Below are 18,025 nucleotides of genomic sequence, written 5' to 3' on the forward strand. Positions count from 1 at the left end.
TATGGAAAATATCTTCAAAGAAATAGACAAACTGCAAAAAGAAATTAACAAGTACAGGCCGTTAGATAACCATTTACTTAGTCAGATTAAAGAATATTATCGTATCGGATTGACTTACTCAAGCAATGCCCTGGAAGGTAATTCTTTAACGGAAGCAGAAACGAAGATTGTATTGGAAGATGGTATTACCATAGGAGGTAAACCTATCAGGGATCACTATGAGGCTGTGGGCCATAGCGAGGCTTATGATCTGGTGTATAAACTGGCGAAAAACAAAGAAATGACTGAAAAGGATATTTTGGATTTACACAGGTTATTTTATTATCGTATTGACGAGAAGAACGCGGGACGGTACAGGCAGGTAAAAGTTTTTATTACCGGCTCTAAATATCCTCTGCCATTGCCTCAGGAGGTTCCGGGCCTTATGAAAAAATTTATTCAGAATTTGCCTGAATCAAGGGGGAAATATCACCCTGTGGAATTCGCCGCCTTGGCGCATAAGGATTTTGTTTTTATACATCCGTTTGTGGATGGAAATGGAAGGGTAGCAAGACTGCTGATGAATTTGATTCTTTTGCAGGAGGGATATAATATCGCCATTACACCTCCGATATTGCGCCAGAAATATATTGCCACGCTTGAAAGCGCTCGTGTTGATGACAGGGATTTTATAACATTTATTGCCGGTATAGTCAAAGAAACTCAAAAAGATTATTTAAGGCTTTTTGGAGAAAATTAAAATCTGTAATCAGAGTATTGCTGATCGTTTTGGTGATATCAACAAAACGATAGTTAAACAAAAGGATAAAATATGGCACGAGAAACCTTGTTTTGAGCTGCATCCAATTCAGACAAAACTTATATTCAAATCTCAAATAAAAGAATCTACTATTGTTGAGATGGATGAAAAAATATTAAATGGATTAAATGAAAGGCAAAGAGCAGCTGTAAATTATATAAGAAAAAATGCAAAGATTGATAGAAAAGAATATGCGAAATTATGTAAAACAAGCGAGAGAACAGCAAATAGAGAGCTAATGGAGTTGGTTCAAAAGGGAATAATAAAAAGAATGGGAAGCGGTACCAAATTTTATTATGAGTTGGCGAGCTAATGGCGAGAAGCGGCAAGGAATGAGTTGCCCGTGATGGTAAACAAAAGGGAGAAAGCAAAAAGATAACTTTTTACGAATTTATTTATCGGAAATTTAGCGGAAAAAATTTTCTCAACAGAATTAAAGGTAATTTTGATGGAAATTCAGCGTTGGCCATTTTGTTGACGCCAACAAAATGGCGGCTATGTCAAAAGGACAAAAAATGGATTGGTGCCCGTATTGCAAAAAATACACTGAATTGCAAATGAGAAAAATTGAAATGCAAGTGATAAAAAAGATATTGCTAATTTATCATTGTGCTGGCTGCGGCAAATTTGTAAAAACAGAAGAAAAAAATGATGTGAATGTCGGGGTACAGCGCGCTGTGCCCTCTGAAAAAGGGCTCGTTAATGAAAAATAAAAAGGTGCCGGATGGGTTAACAGAATTACTTTCCGAATGAAAACAATCAAATTGCGGATGAGTATATTTCGGCGGCAAGTGTTCAAAAGTATCTATTACGGGCTGAGTTACTGTATCCTCGGTTGTGCCATCTATGTTTTTAGATGTTTTTTCATCCATGCTTGCATGTTAACATTAGTTATAATATTTTGTCAAGTATAACGTAGATGATCCAAATCTCCAACAAGCCGTTGGAGAAATATCCTGGTGACAAAATCTAGTAATAATGTCGCGAATAAAGGCCATGAAAGATAATTACACTAACTGCAGGTCGTGCCTGCAGAAAATAGGGAAAAAATGAGTAAATATAATCCAGATATTCATCATCGTAACTCTATAAGATTAAAAGATTATGATTATGCGCGGGAAGGCGCGTATTTTGTTACGATATGCTGTTGGAATAAAGAATGTTTGTTTGGAGAAATTGGCATTGGTGTAGGGGCGGGTTCTAAACCCGCCCTGAGTCCTAAACCCGCCCTGAATCCTAAACCCGCCCAAATGATATTGAATGATACGGGACGGATGATTGAAGATACATGGAATGATTTACCAAATCATAATGTCTGTATTGAATTGGATGAATTTGTAATAATGCCGAACCATATTCATGGGATTATTGTATTGGCTGGGCTGGCAGGTTTAGAACCTGTAACAAGCAGGGCAGGTTTGGAACCTGTAACAAACAGGGCAGGTTTGGAACCTGTAACAAACAGGGCAGGTTTGGAACCTGCCCCTACAGGACATAACGTTATGAAAATGCGTCATGGATTGCCGGAGATTATTCGGCAATTTAAAACATTTTCAGCCAAACGTATAAATAAATTGCGGCAAACCCCGGGTGTTCCTGTTTGGCAGCGGAATTATTACGAACACATTATCAGAAACGAAATAGAATTAAACAAAATTCGGGAATATATTATTAATAATCCTTTTAATTGGCAGGATGATGAATATTGTAGGGGTGAATCCATGTATTCGCCCAAATATGAGGCGCAAAATGACAGGAAATTCATTAGCTGTGTTTGAAAATTACAAAATCCGCAGAATTTATGATGAAAAATCTGAAACGTGGTATTTTTCTGTGATTGATATTATTCAGGTATTAATCCAGCAGTCCGATTATCAAACTGCCCGAAAATACTGGAATAAACTGAAAGAACGGCTGAAAAAGGAAGGAAGTGAGTCGGTGACAAATTGTCACCGGTTGAAATCAAGGATTCTTATTTATATTTGCATAAATAATAGTGAGGGGAAATAATGAATTTTGAATTATTAGTTAAGTTTATCCTCAAATCAGGCTGACACTGACTGCCCAATTACAACAGCTTGAAGAATTTGCAAAAAACGAATTAAAAAAGTTATGGCTATGAATATGCGAGACTGGAACGAAATAAATTTATCTGAAAATCCGGTTTACATCAAAAAGGGGAAGATCCTATGAAAGAAAAAGATCTAACTAAAATAGCTGTTTTTAGCGGTAAAAGAATAAGACGTCAATTGCTTAATAATGAGTGGTGGTTTTCAGTGGTGGACGTTGTGGCGGTCTTGACAGATAGTGAAAATCCGCGTGACTACTGGTATAAGATGAAAATACGAGAGAAATCAGAAGCTGGAACTGAACTGTCGACATTTTGTCTACAGTTGAAATTGACCGCGTCTGATGGGAAATTACGAGAAACAGACTGCTCAAATACTGAGGGTATCCTTCGTATCATCCAGTCAGTTCCTTCCCCAAAAGCTGAACCATTTAAACGCTGGTTGGCAAAGGTTGGGAAAGAAAGATTAGATGAAATAGAAAACCCGGAACTCGGAATGCAGAGGACTAAAGCGTTATATGAAAAGAAAGGTTATCCTAAAGAATGGATTGATAAACGCCTGCGCGGTATCGCTGTCCGGCAAAAACTTACCGATGAATGGGATTCGCGCGGGGCGGCGACAGATTTGGAATATGCGATTCTTACAAATGAAATAATGCAGGGCGCGTTTGAAATGCCAGTTGATGATTACAAAAAACACAAAGGTTTAAAAAAGGAAAATCTGCGTGATCATATGACGGATTTAGAGCTTATTATTACTATGCTTGGTGAGGCGACAACAACAAAGATAACACAAGATAGAGATTCTCAAGGAATGCCTAAACTTCAGCGAGACGCCAAAGACGGCCGTGCAGTTGCCGGAAGAACGCGAAAAGATATTGAAGAGCAGACTGGGACAAAAGTGATTTCAAACGAAAAATTTTTGCCGGGACAGAAACAAAAACAAATAAAAGGGAAATAAATTCTGTTCAGGCAGACAGTGTCTGCCCAATTAAAGAGGTTATGACTATGAATACACAAGACTGGAACGAAATAAATTTATCTGAAAATCCGGCAATTGAACTTTTGCAGGCAATATTGTCTCCAAACGCGCTTGTCCGTGAATAATTTTTGTTTTTAAGTAATTAGAGAAAGGGAAAAACGATGCCGCAAAAAGAAATAGACCATAGAGATTATGCAAAATTTTTGGATGAAATTAAGAAGAGAATTACTTCTGCACGGATTAATGCATATCGTAAATTAAATGCAGAGCTAATAATATTGTATAGGGATATTGGGAAAAAGATTGTTGAAAAACAGGAAAAATTTGGATGGGGGAAAAATATTGTTGAAAAGTTATCAGAAGATCTTACGTCCGAATTCGATGGTAAGAAAGGATTTTCGCCAAATAATCTTTGGCGGATGAGAATTTTTTATTTAACGTATAAAGATAGTCCAAAACTTGCACAGCTTGTGCAAGAAATTCCCTGGGGACAAAATATAGTAATTATGCAGCGTATTAAAAACGAAGAAGTGAAAGAATATTATATTAAAAGTACCATACAATTTGGCTGGAGCAGAGATGTTCTTATGCATCAGATAGAAGCAGAGGCTCATAAACAAACAAAGATAAAGAAAATGAATAATTTTCGCAAAGCCTTGCCGGCACACCTGGCAGAACAGGCCGACCTGGCCATGAAAGATAATTATGCCCTTGATTTTATCGACGTGTCTAAGCCGATACAAGAAAGAGAGATGGAAAGAAAACTTATTTCAGATTTAAAAAAGTTTATCGCTGAATTGGGTTTGGGATTTTGTTTTATAGGAAATCAATATCTAATTAAATTAAGAGATAAGGAATATTATATCGATCTTTTATTCTTTCACAGGTATTTACGCTGTCTTGTGGCATTTGAGTTGAAAATAGGTGAGTTTAAACCCGAATATGCAGGCAAAATGAATTTCTATTTAAGTTTACTCGATGACAATGTGCGATTACCGGAAGAAAATCCATCCATAGGGATTATTCTCTGCAAAAGTCGCGATAAGTTTGAAGTTGAATATGCCTTACGAGATATTCAAAAACCAATAGGTATTTCAGATTACAAAGTAACAAAAAAATTGCCAAAGGGCTTCAATAAATCACTTCCAACCGCTGAGATGTTAAAAAAAGGATTAGAATAAAATGATTACCCCAGACGGGAACGAAATAAATTTATCTGAAAATCCGGCGGTTGAATTATTGGAAAAGCTTGGATATGCGTTTGTGCCGTCGGAAAAATTGGACTTAGAGCGGGAGAGTTTGAGAGATACTGTTTTGGTTCACCGCCTAGAAAAAAAGCTCGAAGAGCTTAATCCGTGGCTTTCTGATGAAAACCTTAAAAAAGCGGTAAGGGCTGTAACTAATGTTCCCGCGTCCAGTTTAATCGAGGCAAACGAGAAAATTTATATTTCTCTGGCGCATGGATTATCGCTTGAGCAGGATATTGATGGTAAAGGTAAAAAAAGTCATAATGTTTATTTTATAGATTTTGACCATCCTGAAAAAAATGAGTTTATTGTAACCCGGCAGTTTAAAATTTCCGGGCCGAAAGAAAATATTATATGCGATGCAGTGGTTTTTGTTAACGGGATACCTCTGGCTGTTTTTGAATGCAAAAGTCCCACTGTCCACGAGCCCATCAATAAAGCGATTGAACAGTTGTTCAGGTATCAGGAATTGAAAGATGAATATAAAAACAGGGGTGTCCCTAAATTATTTGAAACCGTTCAAATTCTTATTGCAACCTGCGGGCAGAAAGCGAAATTCGCGACTGTATACGCGCCGTACAGGCATTTCCTGGAATGGAAAGAGCCTTATCCAATTACTCTTGATGAACTAAGCAAAAAGCATACCTCCCGAATTTTTAACAAGCCTCCCAACCCGCAGGATATCCTTATCTATGGATTACTTGAAAAAAATAATTTTTTGAACATTATACGCAATTTTATCGCTTTTGAGGTGGAAAGTGGCCGGGCAATAAAAAAGATTGCAAGGTATCAGCAGTTTATCGCGGTAAATAATGCCATAAGGCGTATTCAGGAAGCTAAAGACTCTGAAAATCGCGGAGGGATTATCTGGCACACGCAGGGTTCGGGAAAATCACTGTCAATGTTATGGCTTGCGGTAAAGTTAAAACGGTGCAGGAAATTGGAAAATCCAATGTTAATTGTAGTGACAGACCGGATTGACCTTGATAACCAAATCGCCGGGACGTTTCAGCGATGCGGTTTTCCCAACCCCGTTCAGGCGGAAAGCGTAAAACACTTAAGAGAATTAATTCAGGCTGGAAACGGCCAGTCAATTATGACCACAATTCAAAAATTTCAGGAATTAACTAATAATGAACATCCTGCCCTGTCCGAAGCCGAAAACATTTTTGTAATGGTTGATGAAGCGCACAGGACACAATACAAAAACTTGGCGGCAAACATGAGACAGGCCTTACCAAAATCCTGTTTTTTGGGATTTACAGGCACCCCGATAGATAAGAAAGACAGAAGCACTATACAAACATTCGGCTCCTATATCCACACTTATACTATCGAGCAGGCTGTTCAGGACGGCGCGACTGTTCCAATATATTATGAAAGCAGGCTCCCGGATGTTCATGTCCATGGCGCGAATCTGGATATGCTTTTTAACAGGTATTTTCAGGACTATGATGAAAAGGAGCGGGAAGAGATTAAGCGAAAATACGTGACCGAAGAAATAATCGGGCTTGCCTCTACGCGCGTAGAGGCCATTTGTCTCGATATAATTGAACATTATGAAAAATTCATTATGCCTAACAGTTTTAAGGCCCAGATTGTGACTTCAAGCCGGGAGGCCGCGATAATATATAAAGATACCCTTGACAGGTTGAATGCTCCGCCTTCGGCAGTTTTAATTTCTGGAAGCAACAATGATCCACAGCGCCTTAAAAAGCATCATAAGAACCAGGCGGAAGAAAAAGAAATTATCCGGAGCTTTAAAGAAGATCCGGTGGAAAGATTGGCGATTATTGTTGTTTGCGACAAGCTGTTGACAGGTTTCGACGCGCCTGTCGAACAGGTTATGTATATTGACAGCCCGTTAAAAGAGCATACACTTTTACAGGCAATCGCCCGTGTTAACAGGACAGCCGACAAGAAAGATTATGGGCTTATAGTCGATTACTGGGGAATATCACGGGATTTGCAGGAGGCGTTAAATGTGTTTAAGCCTTCTGATATTGAAGATATTTTGCGGGCGATAACCCCTAAAAAAGATGAAATTCCCCGCCTTGAAGCCCGTTACAGGGCCGTAATGCGTTTCTTTGACAGAGCGGATAAATCCAGCCTTGAGGACTGCATAAAAATATTAGAACCGGAAGATATAAGGGCTGATTTTGATGTTTCATTTAGGCGTTTCAGCCAAAGTATGGACATGGTTTTACCCGATCCGTCCGCTTTAAGATATAGCGCGGATTTGAGATGGCTGGGTAAAGTAAGAAACGCGGCGAAAGCTCGTTTTCGCGATTCGGCTCTTGATTTATCAAGCTGTGGAGCAAAAGTCCGCCAGCTTATTGAAGAACATATCAGAACAAATGGAGTCCAGAAACTTCTGGAACCGGTATCAATATTTTCCAAAAAATTCGATGAAGTAGTTGAAGCCTTAAGTTCACCGGAAGCGAAGGCGAGTGAAATTGAACACGCTATTCGCCATGAGATACACGTTCATTTGGAGGAAGATCCCGTTTTTTATCAATCGGTTAAGGAGCGTCTTGAAAAAATTATCGAGGAAAAGAAACAAGAGAGAATAAATGCTGTTGAGGAACTCAAACATTTGCAGGCCCTTGTTAATGAAGCCCGAAATATGGGAAAAACCGCACATGATTTAGGATTTTCAGAGACAGAATATGCCTTATATAAAATTCTTTCGTTTGAAACCAAAACGGAAAAACAAGAGGATAATTTAGTTAAAGAACCAGCCGCTCAATATGGCAAAAAGAAAGATATCCATAAAGATTTGACTCATTCTATTATGGGATCATTAGAAAAACTTACTGTGATTGACTGGATTCATAAGGATGATGTCCAGCGTGAAATGAGAAGGCAGATAAAAGGAATTTTAAGAGAAAAGGGCTGTCAATTCGAGGCAATTGAAAATTTAACGGCTAAGATTATGGATTTGGCAAGAGTGAGGCTTGCAAAATAATGATAGAAAAAGGCACAGTCTCATTTGGCAGAAAAAATATAAACTTTTTTGTTAAACGCAGTAAAAAAAGAAAAACCGTAAGTGTTTTTGTTGATCCTATAGAAGGTGTTTTTTTAAGGGCGCCTTTTAACCTATCGATTGGTTTCCTTTCAAAATTAGTGCATTCCAAAGCTGTATGGATAATAGATAAACAGCGCCACATAAACGAAATCAGGGAGCATTTGCCAAAAAGAGAATTTATTACCGGCGAAACTTTTATGTATTTAGGGAGACAACTGCGGTTAAAAATACTGGAATCTAAAAATAAGCCGACAATTACTGTAAAAGGCGGCAGATTTTTAGTAATAATTCACGGATGGTCGAAGAAGTTAGAAATATATTGGCTCGTTGGTATAAAAAACACGCGAAAATAGTTTTATCCAAAAGGGTAAAAATATACTCGAAGAAATTAAAATTAATTACACCTGAGATAATTCTCGCTAATCAAAGCAAACGGTGGGGCAGTTGTAATCGGAAAGGCCAGATTCGTTTTAACTGGCATATTGTTATGGCGTCCATGTTCTTGGTGGATTATGTAGTTGCTCACGAGTTGTGCCATTTAAAATATGCGAACCATTCAAAAAATTTTTGGAAAATGCTTGGCACAATCCTTCCCGATTATGAAATTCGCCGCGAACGGCTTCGTAGAGAAGGTCCGAAGTATTATTTTTAAATAATCTCTACCCCATTTTCCCATATATTTTAGTGCTAATTTATGTGCTTTATTATTAAATGATGCGACGAATTTCTCGGGACCGACCGCGGCGCACCGATTTTCCCGAGGATAGAAACAGTGAGCGGTGGTCTTGCACTATAAATTATACCGTTTTGAATTTACAATCTGGGCGTCGATGTTCATATCGATATATTCTTCAATTTCACTGAGCGTTTTGTCCACTATTTTCCCGCTTGTCGAAATGGCTAAAAAAGCCCATTGGCTGGATTCCAGGCTGTCATGATGGCCGCTTTCGCAGACGGCAACAATGGCCTGTTTTCCTATCTTGTCTCTTATGCATGAAAGGCGGTGCCTCTTTTCCTTCAGCGAAAAACACGCCTCCAGGTGAAAATCCAAAACCAGTAAACCTATTTTCAATTGTGAATCCCCGATTATAATTTTAAAGGACAATATTTATTTTAATTTAAAAAATCAAAAAATGCAAAAAAATTTTTACCAGGCGTTTGTTAAACTATTTTATTGAACATATTTTATACTCAGAATGAGCGTTTATAAATAATTCTGCTGACATTATTTAAAATCGGATATACAATGTTTTATTAATAGTTATATAAAATTCAGGAAAAAATATGTTACATGTATTAGGAATTGACGCCGGTTCCGTGGCTGTATCATCTGTTTTATTGAATGAAGAAAAACAGATAATTAAAACTTTTTACCGCCTGCATCACGGGGCAATCAGGGAAGCAATTATTGATATCTTGAAAGATATTGATATAAATAAACTTGGCGGCATAGCGTCAACCGCGTCAACACCTGATATTATTAAAGGGGCTGTGAGGTTTGATAACCAGCTTGCCTTGATTACCGCCGTGAAAAAATATCACCCTGGAGCAAGGACCATTCTTAACGTCGGGGGAGAAAATTTCGGTTTAATCACATTTAATGAACAGGGTGAGTATGAAAGTTATAAAACGAATTCCACCTGCGCAGCAGGGACAGGGAGTTTTTTGGACCAGCAGGTGTCGAGGCTTAAACTTGAAAGTATCGAAAAGCTGAGCGAGACCGCTTTTTCCAATAAAAATATTATTCCGCCTATTGCCTCCCGGTGCGCCGTTTTCGCGAAAACAGACCTTATTCACTGCCAGCAGGAGGGGTATTCACCCCCGCAGGTTTGCGACAGCCTTTGTGAGGGATTGGTAAAAAATATTGCCGACACGCTTTTCGGGAATGAAAGTATAAAAAAACCGGTGATTTTTACCGGCGGGGTTTCAAGGAATAAGGCGGTTATAAAACATCTGACTAATTTTTTGGGAAGCGTGCCCGTTGCGGGAGAATATTCTTATCTTTATGGCGCTATTGGCGCGGCGTTGATATTTCTGAACGAGATGCCCAGAAAATCAGGGGTGTCCCAGGACGAGCAGCCGAAAAGCGGAAAAAATTCTCCGGCCGCTTGTTTAAACAGCGCGGAATCTTTTGTTATTGATAATAAGACAAAGTTGCAATATGGGTATAAACCGCTTGAACTTAAGCTTTCAAGTTATCCCGATTTTAAAGGTATAGAAAATTTTAATTATATATCTCCAGGAAAAAGAACCGGGAGTGTGGAGGTTGATATTTATGAAAAGCTCAAGGCCGTGAATAAGGTATACATGGGCATTGATATCGGCTCCACAAGCACAAAAGCGGTAGTCATAAACGAGAGCAATAATATCCTCGCGGGATTTTACACGATGACCGCGGGCGAACCTTTAAAGGCCGTCCAGTTAATATTTGAAGCAATTAATGATATTTGCGCACGGAAAAATATCAGCTTCCAGTTTAAAGGAACGGCCGCGACAGGCGCAGGAAGAAAATTTATCGGGAAGATAATAGGGGCTGACCAGGTAATAGATGAAATTACATCGCATGCGCGGGCGGCTTTTAAACTTGACCCGGAGGTTGATACTATTATTGAAATCGGCGGGCAGGATTCAAAGTTCACTACCCTGAAGAACGGCATGGTTACTTTTTGCGTTATGAACAATGTCTGCGCCGCCGGGACCGGCAGTTTTATTGAAGAACAGGCGCAAAAATTGGGGTGCGCGTTAAGTGAATATTCCGATAGGGCGATGAATAAAGTATCCCCGGTATCGAGCGATCGCTGTACGGTTTTTATGGAACGCGATATTAATCATTTTCTCAGCGATGGATACCCGGTTGACGAAATACTCGCATCGGTCCTCCATTCGGTAAGGGACAACTATTTTTCGAAAGTTGCCGGGGAAGCGAACATCGGGAAAAAAATATTTTTCCAGGGCGCGACAGCGAAAAATAAGGCGCTTGTCGCCGCCTTTGAAAATAAGCTTGATAAGCCTATATATGTTTCAAAGTACTGCCACCTGACCGGGGCGTTCGGGTGCGCGTTAATTCTTGCCGAAAGTAATATCAAACAGTCAAAATTCCGCGGCATATCGCTTTATAAGGATGAAATACCGGTAGAATCGGAAGTATGCAACCTTTGCCACAATAACTGCAAGATTAAAAAAGTGACCGTTCAAAATGAAATAGTAGCGTTCGGTTTTTTATGCGGCAGGGATTATAACAGCGGGAAACACGCTGATAAAAAATCCGGTTTCGACCTTGTCAAAGAATATAAACGGGTGTTTAAAGCTTTCAATAAACCCGGGAAATACAGGTCGAGTATCACTATCGGAATGCCTCACGGGCTGTATCTTTCAGAAGAGAATGTGTTATGGACCCATTTTTTTAATACACTTGGGATAAAAACAATTTCGAGCGAATGGGCTAAAGACACATTTAAAACCGGAAAAAAAACAGCAAAGGCTGAATTCTGCGCGCCGATTACGGAATTCTACGGGCAGGTCAAATATCTTTCGGAGAAATCAGATTATGTGTTTTTGCCTGTTTATTTCGAATCAAGGGAAAAAGAAAAAGATGTGTTCCGGCACTATTGTTATTATAGTCAATTTGCGGTGTCGCTGGTCTCTTCGTCCCAGGGGATTAAATTAAAAAATAAATCCATTACGCCGGTCATTTATCCCGGGGATTTTATGACAAAAGTGGAGCTTTACAGAGCGTTAAGGCCGGCCATAGGCGCCGATTACTGGTCGATCGCTTCCGCTTATGACGCCGCTCTTGAATTTTATAAAGAGAGCAGGTCAAAAATTCAGAACATATATCAAAGAGAGATAGCCCAGGGGGATGATATAAAAGTCATGCTTCTCGGGAGGCCCTATGTTGTTCTCGACAATAACATGAATAAAGGTATCCCGGGAATTTTCGGGGGCCTTAACACAAAGGTTTTTTATCATGATATGCTTGCTTACACCAAAAATGATGTCAGGGAAATCGAGCCTTTATTGAGGGCGTTTCATTGGAATTATACCGCCAGGATCCTCGCGGTATCGGCTGTTATCGCGAAAACAAAAGGGATTTATCCCGTGTATATATCAAGTTTTAAATGTTCTCCTGATTCTTTCGCCATTGAATATTTTAAACGCATTATGGAAGATTATGAAAAGCCGTATATTATTCTTGACCTTGATGAACACGGGTCAAACGTGGGTTATGAAACGAGGATCGAGGCCGCTGTCCGTGCGTTCAGGAACCATTTCAACCAGAAGAAATCCCCTGCTGTTTACAAAAATTATCTTTCAGTGAACCCGGAAACCGAGGTTGAAATAACCAAAAAAACACTTCTTTTCCCGAGCTGGGATGACCTGACGGTAAAACTTGTTGAAGCGGTTCTGAAAAAAGAAGGGATAGACGCGAGACTGGTTCCCGTGACGGAACAAGCCATTAAATTTGGATTAAAAAGCAATAAAGGGCAGTGCCTGCCGGTCAGCATTATATATCAAAGTTTCATCGATTATATAAAAGAAAACAATCTTAATCCTCTTGATACAGCCGTATGGATGCTTAATTCAAGGCTCGCGTGCAATATAAGGCTTTATCCGTATCTTGTAAAAAGCATGTTTAAATCTTACGGTAACGGAATGGAGCATATTTCTGTTTACACAGGAAGCCTGTCGCTGATGGACATATCGCTGAAGGCCGGGGTCGAGACCTATTTCGCGTATATGTTCGGCGGCATGATAAGAAAAATGGGTTGTAAAATAAGGCCGTATGAAAGAGATAAAGGCAGTACGGACAAGGTAATCGGCCAATCGGTAAATATTTTTTATGACGCTTTTATCGGGAAAAAACCGCTGGAAAAAGCGGTGGTTGAAGTCGTCGGGAATTTTAAAAACATTAGGATAGAAAAAACAAACCGGCCTAAAATAGCGCTTTTTGGAGACCTTTATGTGAGGGACAACGATATTATGAACCAGTACCTTGTGAAATTTATAGAAGACGTGGGCGGGGAGGTTATTACCGTATCCTTGAGCGATTTCGCTAAAATGGTCACTAATTCATACGTGAAAAGATGGCTCTGGGATGGGCGCATTAAAGACGCGATTACGAGCAAGGGTGTTATGATGATGGCGGGGACCATTGAGAACATTTACTACAAGCATTTTAATGAAATACTTAAGGAAAAAGAAACAAAAAAACCCATCGACCTCAAATTTATAATGGAAAAATTTCATGTGATGCCGGAACACGCGGGAGAATCAATGGATAATCTTATTACGATCTTTTCCCTGCTTGAACAATACCCGGATATTTCACTTTTTGCCCAGCTAAGCCCGGCTTTCTGCTGCGCGGGGCTTATCACCGAAGCGATGACGCCTTCCATTGAATCTGTTACCGGCGTTCCGATCGTTTCCCTGACCTATGACGGGACGGGGAAAAAACAGAATGACAAATTGATTCCCTATATTAAATTTCCCAAGAAAAGAACAATCCGCTCAATGCAGGCGTAATCATTTACTTTAAAAATCTTTTCTTTAATCCTCCGAAACCAAATAAGCCGGTTGCCAGACTTCCCAGTAAAAGCATTGTGCCGGGTTCAGGGACTTGAGTATTAGAATCTTCAACGTTCATATTATCCACACTTGGCCAGTATACATATGAACCGGCAGGAACGGGTAATCCTCCATCACTTGGCGGTAAATCATACATCGGGTTCCATGGATTTGCGGTCCCCCATGGAGCGTAAAAAATAAGTTTGCTTACGTTGTCCGTCTCAACGGAGACTGTAAGCCAGGTGTTCCAGTCTGTGTAGTTTGTTAAATCGGCAGTTCCGCTCCAGACTTCATTATTGTTATTGTCAAATGCCGCAATATTCATCGGCCCAAAAGTATGCCTGGAATCCTGGTAGCCCGGAGTGGGCAGACCGTTTATTTCAAATTGTTTTAAGTATTTAGGAGTGTCAAATATCAGATAATCATTGCCGGCATAACCCTGCATAAAAAGATGCCCGCCGCCGTAACCATTCCACCATGCGTTATAACTTAAAGTAAGCCCGTATTCTTCATATCTCCATTCAGGGGGATGATCATAGGAATCCCAGCCGGAAGGCATATTATCGAATGTCATGATGTAACAATAAGAAGCATTAATTAAAAGCAGAAAAAACAATAAACAAGCGGTTAAAACACCTTTCATTTTTTTCATAATTTTCCATCCCCCTTTTGAAGTTTCTTAAAATCGCAAATTATCTTGGCTTAAAAAAACTAACATAAATTATATCATGATAAAATATATAAGTAAAGGATTATTTTATTGATTGTTATTGCTGTTATAAAATCGGATAGAATGTTTCAGCAAAAAAGGGTAAAATATAAAATTATTTATGGGAAAGTTTGGGCAGGCCCGATGATTAAGAGCAAAGAAAAACAAACCGCGATAATGCTGATAATTCTTTTTGGTATTATCAGTTTATTCGGGGATATTATTTATGAAGGCGCGCGCAGTGTCTATGGCCCATTTGCCAAAATCATCGGAATGGACATCGTCTTACTCGGATTTATAACCGGTATGGCAGAATTTCTCGGCTACTTTATCAGGTTCATTTCCGGTTATCTTTCCGATAAAACAAAGGCTTACTGGATATTTACGATTGCCGGATATGGAATGATTATAAGCATTCCTCTCCTGTCGATGGCCTCTGTATGGCAGACTGTCGCGATATTAATTATCTGTGAAAGGCTGGGCAAGGCTGTGAGGAGCCCCGCTAAAGATACTATTTTATCAAGCATAGTAGGGCCGGTCGGGACCGGATGGGGTTTTGCGCTGCATGAAGCTATGGACCAAACTGGCGCGATTATCGGGCCTTTGATTTTTACCGGAATATTTCTTGCCGGAACAGGGGCCGTAAAAACCATATCGGATTACCAGATGGGGTTCCGGCTGCTGTGGATACCATTTATAATTGTTATGATAGCTGTGCTGCTGGCGTTTTTAAAAGCGCCTGATCCTGGAAAATTTGAAGCCAAATTTGATTTGCAAAACCCTCCCGGTAAATTATCAAAGATATTCTGGTTGTATGCAATTTTTACTTTTGTTACAACACTGGGTTTTGTGAGCTTTGTAATATTGGGATACCATTTTAAAGACAAGGGTATAATCAGCGACGCGCAAATTCCCGTGTTTTATTCAATAGCGATGGGTCTTGACGCGGTTGCGGCCTTGATAATCGGGAGAATTTATGACAGGTTGAAAGAAAAATATAATAATGAAAGGGCGGGGACCAAGATTCTTTTTATAATCCCCCTGTTTACCTTGTTTATCCCTTTTTTCGGTTTTATGAAAAATATTTTATTTATCACAATAGCTGTTGTGTTATGGGGTATTGTAATGGGAACCCATGAAACCATTATGAAATCAACAATTGCCGACTTAACGCATTTTAAGAAAAGAGGGCTGGGGTACGGGATATTTAACATGGTGTATGGGCTCGCGGTGTTTTTTGGAAGTTTATTAATGGGGCTGTTATATAAAATCCACATAACATTAATAATAATACTGGTTATAAATGTTGAAATTGCGGCTTTAGTTATATATTTCGTATTGCTTAAAGAGGCTAAGGAGAGAGAGGCAAATTGAATCGCAAAAAAGTTAACAAGCTGTATTTCCTAAAAAGTGCTCAGGATAAGGAGCCTAACACTCCCTGGCCGTTAAGATAATCTTCTTTCAGGCTCGAGTTTGCTTCCAAAATTGCGTTTTATTTCTTCAATGGTCTGTGAAATGTTTTCTAATCTGGCGGAATAGCGTAACTTTATGCGGGACTCAAAATCTTTCAACTGTTCCAGCAATTTATAGAGGCTGTTGTCATCTATCCTTTGGATGTTCACGATATTAAGAACAATATCGGCCTTTTTTTCCCTGATAAATAAACCAGACAGTTTATGCTGTAAATTTTTCACGTTTATCGAATCCAGGATACCGTGCAGTTCCAGGTGTATATTATTGCCTGAGACAGCGTTCTTTAATTTGATTTCAAGCGTGTTAAGAGTAAGGTCGGGCAGGAGTTTTCCTTTTAATACCGCGGGGAAAAAGTTAAACTCAGGTTTGTGGTATCTTGTATAATGCGTTTTCGGCTGTTTAACATCGCCCGCTGTTTTTAATTTAAAATATTCTTTAACGGCATAAAGATAAGCTCCAAGCGTCAATAACTTCTGCTTTATGGTTTTTGGCCCCAGGGTTTTTTCATATAAGCTTATGACCCGTTCCGTTATTTTTCTTGTGAGGGTATTCGGCATAAAAGTTTTCAGGACATTCAGGAGAGGATAATACCGCACACAGTTTTCCCTTAACTGGTTATTCCGCATTTTGAGCCACGGGTCATCCCGGTATTTTTGCGTGTAAAGATACCCCTGCATGTTTGTTTCAACCATTCTTAGTATAGAAGGCCCCAGCTCGCGGTAGTCTTTAAGAAATGCGTCGCGAAGGTATATCTCAGACTCTTCAGGCGTGAATTCAGGGTGTTTAAACCAAAGGCGGTGCTGGCCGTGCCATTCTTCGTAAGGGACATCTTCGCGCAAAAGCCCTTTTTTCTTATAATCAAGATATAGCTGTGTCTGAGGGAGAGGGCCAAGCTGCATGAATTGGACAAAATCAGGCCTTAAGTCCAGCGTGTAATCAACATCCTCCCAGATGGTTTTTTTGTCATGATGTTCCTGGAAAAGTATTGTAGAGGCAAGGACGGAAATTCCATGGTTTCTCAATTCAGTAAAGAGCTTTTTCATGTCTATATTTTTATTTTTTGTATAGCAGTAGTCTTTGGATTCAACACCGATCCATATAAACCTTATGCCTATTTCAAACATGAATTTGACCCCAACTTCATTTATCGTTTCAGCCGAGGAGAAAACCCCGAAATAATAATGTTTTTTATGGGTTTTCATTAACTCCAGGAGTTCAATGGCCCTGTTTTTGGATTTAAGAAAATTTTCATCCATGACAAAGAAATCAACGCATCCAAGTTCATTTTCCATTTTTCGCATGACGTTAAACATCTCGAGGCTGGTTTTAAAGAAAGGAGTGTATTTAAAGCTAAACATGTGGGTTGTACAGCAGAAACGGCACCCGTTGGGGCATCCCACACCGGGCAAAAGAACGCCTGTTGTGTCGTTTATGGGTATGCCCATGATTTTCCTGTTGTCCGATGAAGAAAGTGAGACATGCTTTACCGGGGCGTCTTCAGGCTCCCCGAATATTTTACGAAGGCCTGTTACTCCTTCGCCTTTTACAATATGGTCGCAATCTATCATCTTTTCAAGGCCGGGTATATGCGTGCCGTGGCCACCAAGGATTATTTTTGATTTTGGGGAATATTCGCGGATAAGTTCGCACATTTTTTTAGCTTTTATGAAATTAGGTGTGATAAAGGAAATGCCGACATAATCATACCCTTTTTTGATTTCCCTGATAAAACGTTTTATGGACGGGAAATCCAAAACGGTACTCGGCATGTTAACGTTCTCGGCCAATAAATAAAGGTTAAAGCTTTTATGATGGTAACGGAAGGAGAAAATTCCCTGCTCTCTCGTGACCTGATTATGGAAAAGCTCCATAATATTTTCTTTGCGGCCGTATTCATCGTCGACCCCGTAAGGTTTAAAAACTGAGGACAATAATAACTTCACCCAGCCCTTCCTCCTATTAGTATTCCTAAACTAACTATTAACCCTAATCCTTCCTTTTATTATTCAGGAAGGGCTGGGTTCATTTTCTATTATCAGTTATTATATATTTAATATGCTGAATTGTAAAGATAAATATTTCCCCCATCCTTCCTAGTGCTCTGGCAAATTAATTTTTGATAGATAGAATGCCCCAGATTTGAGACAATTTCGA

At 39.5% G+C, this 18,025-nt stretch carries 15 protein-coding genes; 12 read left to right on the forward strand and 3 right to left on the reverse strand.

Annotation, left to right across the window (positions count from 1 at the left end; genetic code table 11):
- Position 1: 1 nt before the first annotated feature.
- The 10 genes from AB1498_08360 (at position 2) to AB1498_08405 (ending at position 8,776) form a co-directional block, all read left to right on the forward strand.
- Complete coding sequence (locus tag AB1498_08360; protein MEW6088302.1) at positions 2 to 739, forward strand: Fic family protein; 738 nt, start codon at positions 2 to 4, stop codon at positions 737 to 739.
- Positions 726 to 1,112, forward strand: coding sequence for a DeoR family transcriptional regulator (locus AB1498_08365; protein MEW6088303.1), 387 nt, complete (start codon positions 726 to 728; stop codon positions 1,110 to 1,112). Before AB1498_08360 ends, AB1498_08365 begins: the two co-directional genes overlap by 14 nt.
- Positions 1,113 to 1,296: 184 nt before the next feature.
- Positions 1,297 to 1,512 carry a hypothetical protein gene (locus AB1498_08370; GenBank protein ID MEW6088304.1) on the forward strand — a complete coding sequence of 72 codons (216 nt, stop codon included), beginning with the start codon at positions 1,297 to 1,299 and terminating at the stop codon, positions 1,510 to 1,512.
- Positions 1,513 to 1,848: 336 nt separating this feature from the next.
- Positions 1,849 to 2,577 carry a transposase gene (locus AB1498_08375; protein ID MEW6088305.1) on the forward strand — a complete coding sequence of 243 codons (729 nt, stop codon included), beginning with the start codon at positions 1,849 to 1,851 and terminating at the stop codon, positions 2,575 to 2,577.
- Positions 2,549 to 2,809, forward strand: a complete 261-nt coding sequence (locus AB1498_08380; GenBank protein ID MEW6088306.1) for a hypothetical protein — start codon at positions 2,549 to 2,551, stop codon at positions 2,807 to 2,809. Before AB1498_08375 ends, AB1498_08380 begins: the two co-directional genes overlap by 29 nt.
- Before the next feature lie 179 nt (positions 2,810 to 2,988).
- Positions 2,989 to 3,828, forward strand: a complete 840-nt coding sequence (locus AB1498_08385) for a Bro-N domain-containing protein (protein MEW6088307.1) — start codon at positions 2,989 to 2,991, stop codon at positions 3,826 to 3,828.
- 182 nt (positions 3,829 to 4,010) lie between these two features.
- Entirely contained in the window at positions 4,011 to 5,030 is a 1,020-nt protein-coding gene (locus tag AB1498_08390) for a PDDEXK nuclease domain-containing protein (GenBank protein ID MEW6088308.1), read from the forward strand.
- A 1-nt stretch (position 5,031) separates the two neighbouring features.
- Positions 5,032 to 8,064, forward strand: coding sequence for a type I restriction endonuclease subunit R (locus AB1498_08395; GenBank protein MEW6088309.1), 3,033 nt, complete (start codon positions 5,032 to 5,034; stop codon positions 8,062 to 8,064).
- Positions 8,064 to 8,477 (forward strand): YgjP-like metallopeptidase domain-containing protein, encoded by a 414-nt coding sequence (locus AB1498_08400; GenBank protein MEW6088310.1) that lies wholly within the window; start codon positions 8,064 to 8,066, stop codon positions 8,475 to 8,477. The genes AB1498_08395 and AB1498_08400 overlap by 1 nt, the downstream gene beginning before the upstream one ends.
- On the forward strand, positions 8,420 to 8,776 hold the full coding sequence (locus AB1498_08405; GenBank protein ID MEW6088311.1) for a YgjP-like metallopeptidase domain-containing protein: 357 nt from the start codon (positions 8,420 to 8,422) through the stop codon (positions 8,774 to 8,776). The genes AB1498_08400 and AB1498_08405 overlap by 58 nt, the downstream gene beginning before the upstream one ends.
- Positions 8,777 to 8,914: 138 nt before the next feature.
- Here AB1498_08405 and AB1498_08410 read toward each other — a convergent pair whose 3' ends face one another.
- Positions 8,915 to 9,196, reverse strand: a complete 282-nt coding sequence (locus AB1498_08410) for a DUF503 domain-containing protein (GenBank protein ID MEW6088312.1) — start codon at positions 9,194 to 9,196, stop codon at positions 8,915 to 8,917.
- A 212-nt stretch (positions 9,197 to 9,408) separates the two neighbouring features.
- On the opposite strand from AB1498_08410, the gene AB1498_08415 reads away from it, so the two are divergent.
- The gene (locus AB1498_08415) at positions 9,409 to 13,647 is read left to right on the forward strand and encodes an acyl-CoA dehydratase activase (protein MEW6088313.1); all 4,239 of its coding nucleotides are present in this window, start codon (positions 9,409 to 9,411) and stop codon (positions 13,645 to 13,647) included.
- 4 nt (positions 13,648 to 13,651) lie between these two features.
- Here AB1498_08415 and AB1498_08420 read toward each other — a convergent pair whose 3' ends face one another.
- The gene (locus tag AB1498_08420) at positions 13,652 to 14,341 is read right to left on the reverse strand and encodes a PEP-CTERM sorting domain-containing protein (GenBank protein ID MEW6088314.1); all 690 of its coding nucleotides are present in this window, start codon (positions 14,339 to 14,341) and stop codon (positions 13,652 to 13,654) included.
- 141 nt (positions 14,342 to 14,482) lie between these two features.
- Here AB1498_08420 and AB1498_08425 point away from each other — a divergent pair, with 141 nt between their 5' ends.
- A complete protein-coding gene (locus tag AB1498_08425; protein MEW6088315.1) occupies positions 14,483 to 15,772 on the forward strand; it encodes an MFS transporter in 1,290 nt (429 codons plus the stop codon).
- 71 nt (positions 15,773 to 15,843) lie between these two features.
- On the opposite strand, the gene AB1498_08430 is transcribed toward AB1498_08425, so the two are convergent.
- Complete coding sequence (locus AB1498_08430; GenBank protein ID MEW6088316.1) at positions 15,844 to 17,814, reverse strand: cobalamin-dependent protein; 1,971 nt, start codon at positions 17,812 to 17,814, stop codon at positions 15,844 to 15,846.
- Between the last annotated feature and the right edge of the window lie 211 nt (positions 17,815 to 18,025).

Source organism: bacterium (assembly GCA_040754625.1).
Classification (GTDB): Bacteria; JACRDZ01; JAQUKH01; order JAQUKH01; family JAQUKH01; genus JAQUKH01.

Coding starts and splice junctions, on each gene's coding strand:
- AB1498_08360 (MEW6088302.1), top strand. CDS start 2: ATGGAAAATATCTTCAAAGAAATAGACAAACTGCAAAAAGAAATTAAC.
- AB1498_08370 (MEW6088304.1), top strand. CDS start 1,297: ATGTCAAAAGGACAAAAAATGGATTGGTGCCCGTATTGCAAAAAATAC.
- AB1498_08375 (MEW6088305.1), top strand. CDS start 1,849: ATGAGTAAATATAATCCAGATATTCATCATCGTAACTCTATAAGATTA.
- AB1498_08380 (MEW6088306.1), top strand. CDS start 2,549: ATGACAGGAAATTCATTAGCTGTGTTTGAAAATTACAAAATCCGCAGA.
- AB1498_08385 (MEW6088307.1), top strand. CDS start 2,989: ATGAAAGAAAAAGATCTAACTAAAATAGCTGTTTTTAGCGGTAAAAGA.
- AB1498_08390 (MEW6088308.1), top strand. CDS start 4,011: ATGCCGCAAAAAGAAATAGACCATAGAGATTATGCAAAATTTTTGGAT.
- AB1498_08395 (MEW6088309.1), top strand. CDS start 5,032: ATGATTACCCCAGACGGGAACGAAATAAATTTATCTGAAAATCCGGCG.
- AB1498_08400 (MEW6088310.1), top strand. CDS start 8,064: ATGATAGAAAAAGGCACAGTCTCATTTGGCAGAAAAAATATAAACTTT.
- AB1498_08405 (MEW6088311.1), top strand. CDS start 8,420: ATGGTCGAAGAAGTTAGAAATATATTGGCTCGTTGGTATAAAAAACAC.
- AB1498_08415 (MEW6088313.1), top strand. CDS start 9,409: ATGTTACATGTATTAGGAATTGACGCCGGTTCCGTGGCTGTATCATCT.
- AB1498_08420 (MEW6088314.1), bottom strand. CDS start 14,341: ATGAAAAAAATGAAAGGTGTTTTAACCGCTTGTTTATTGTTTTTTCTG.
- AB1498_08425 (MEW6088315.1), top strand. CDS start 14,483: ATGTTTCAGCAAAAAAGGGTAAAATATAAAATTATTTATGGGAAAGTT.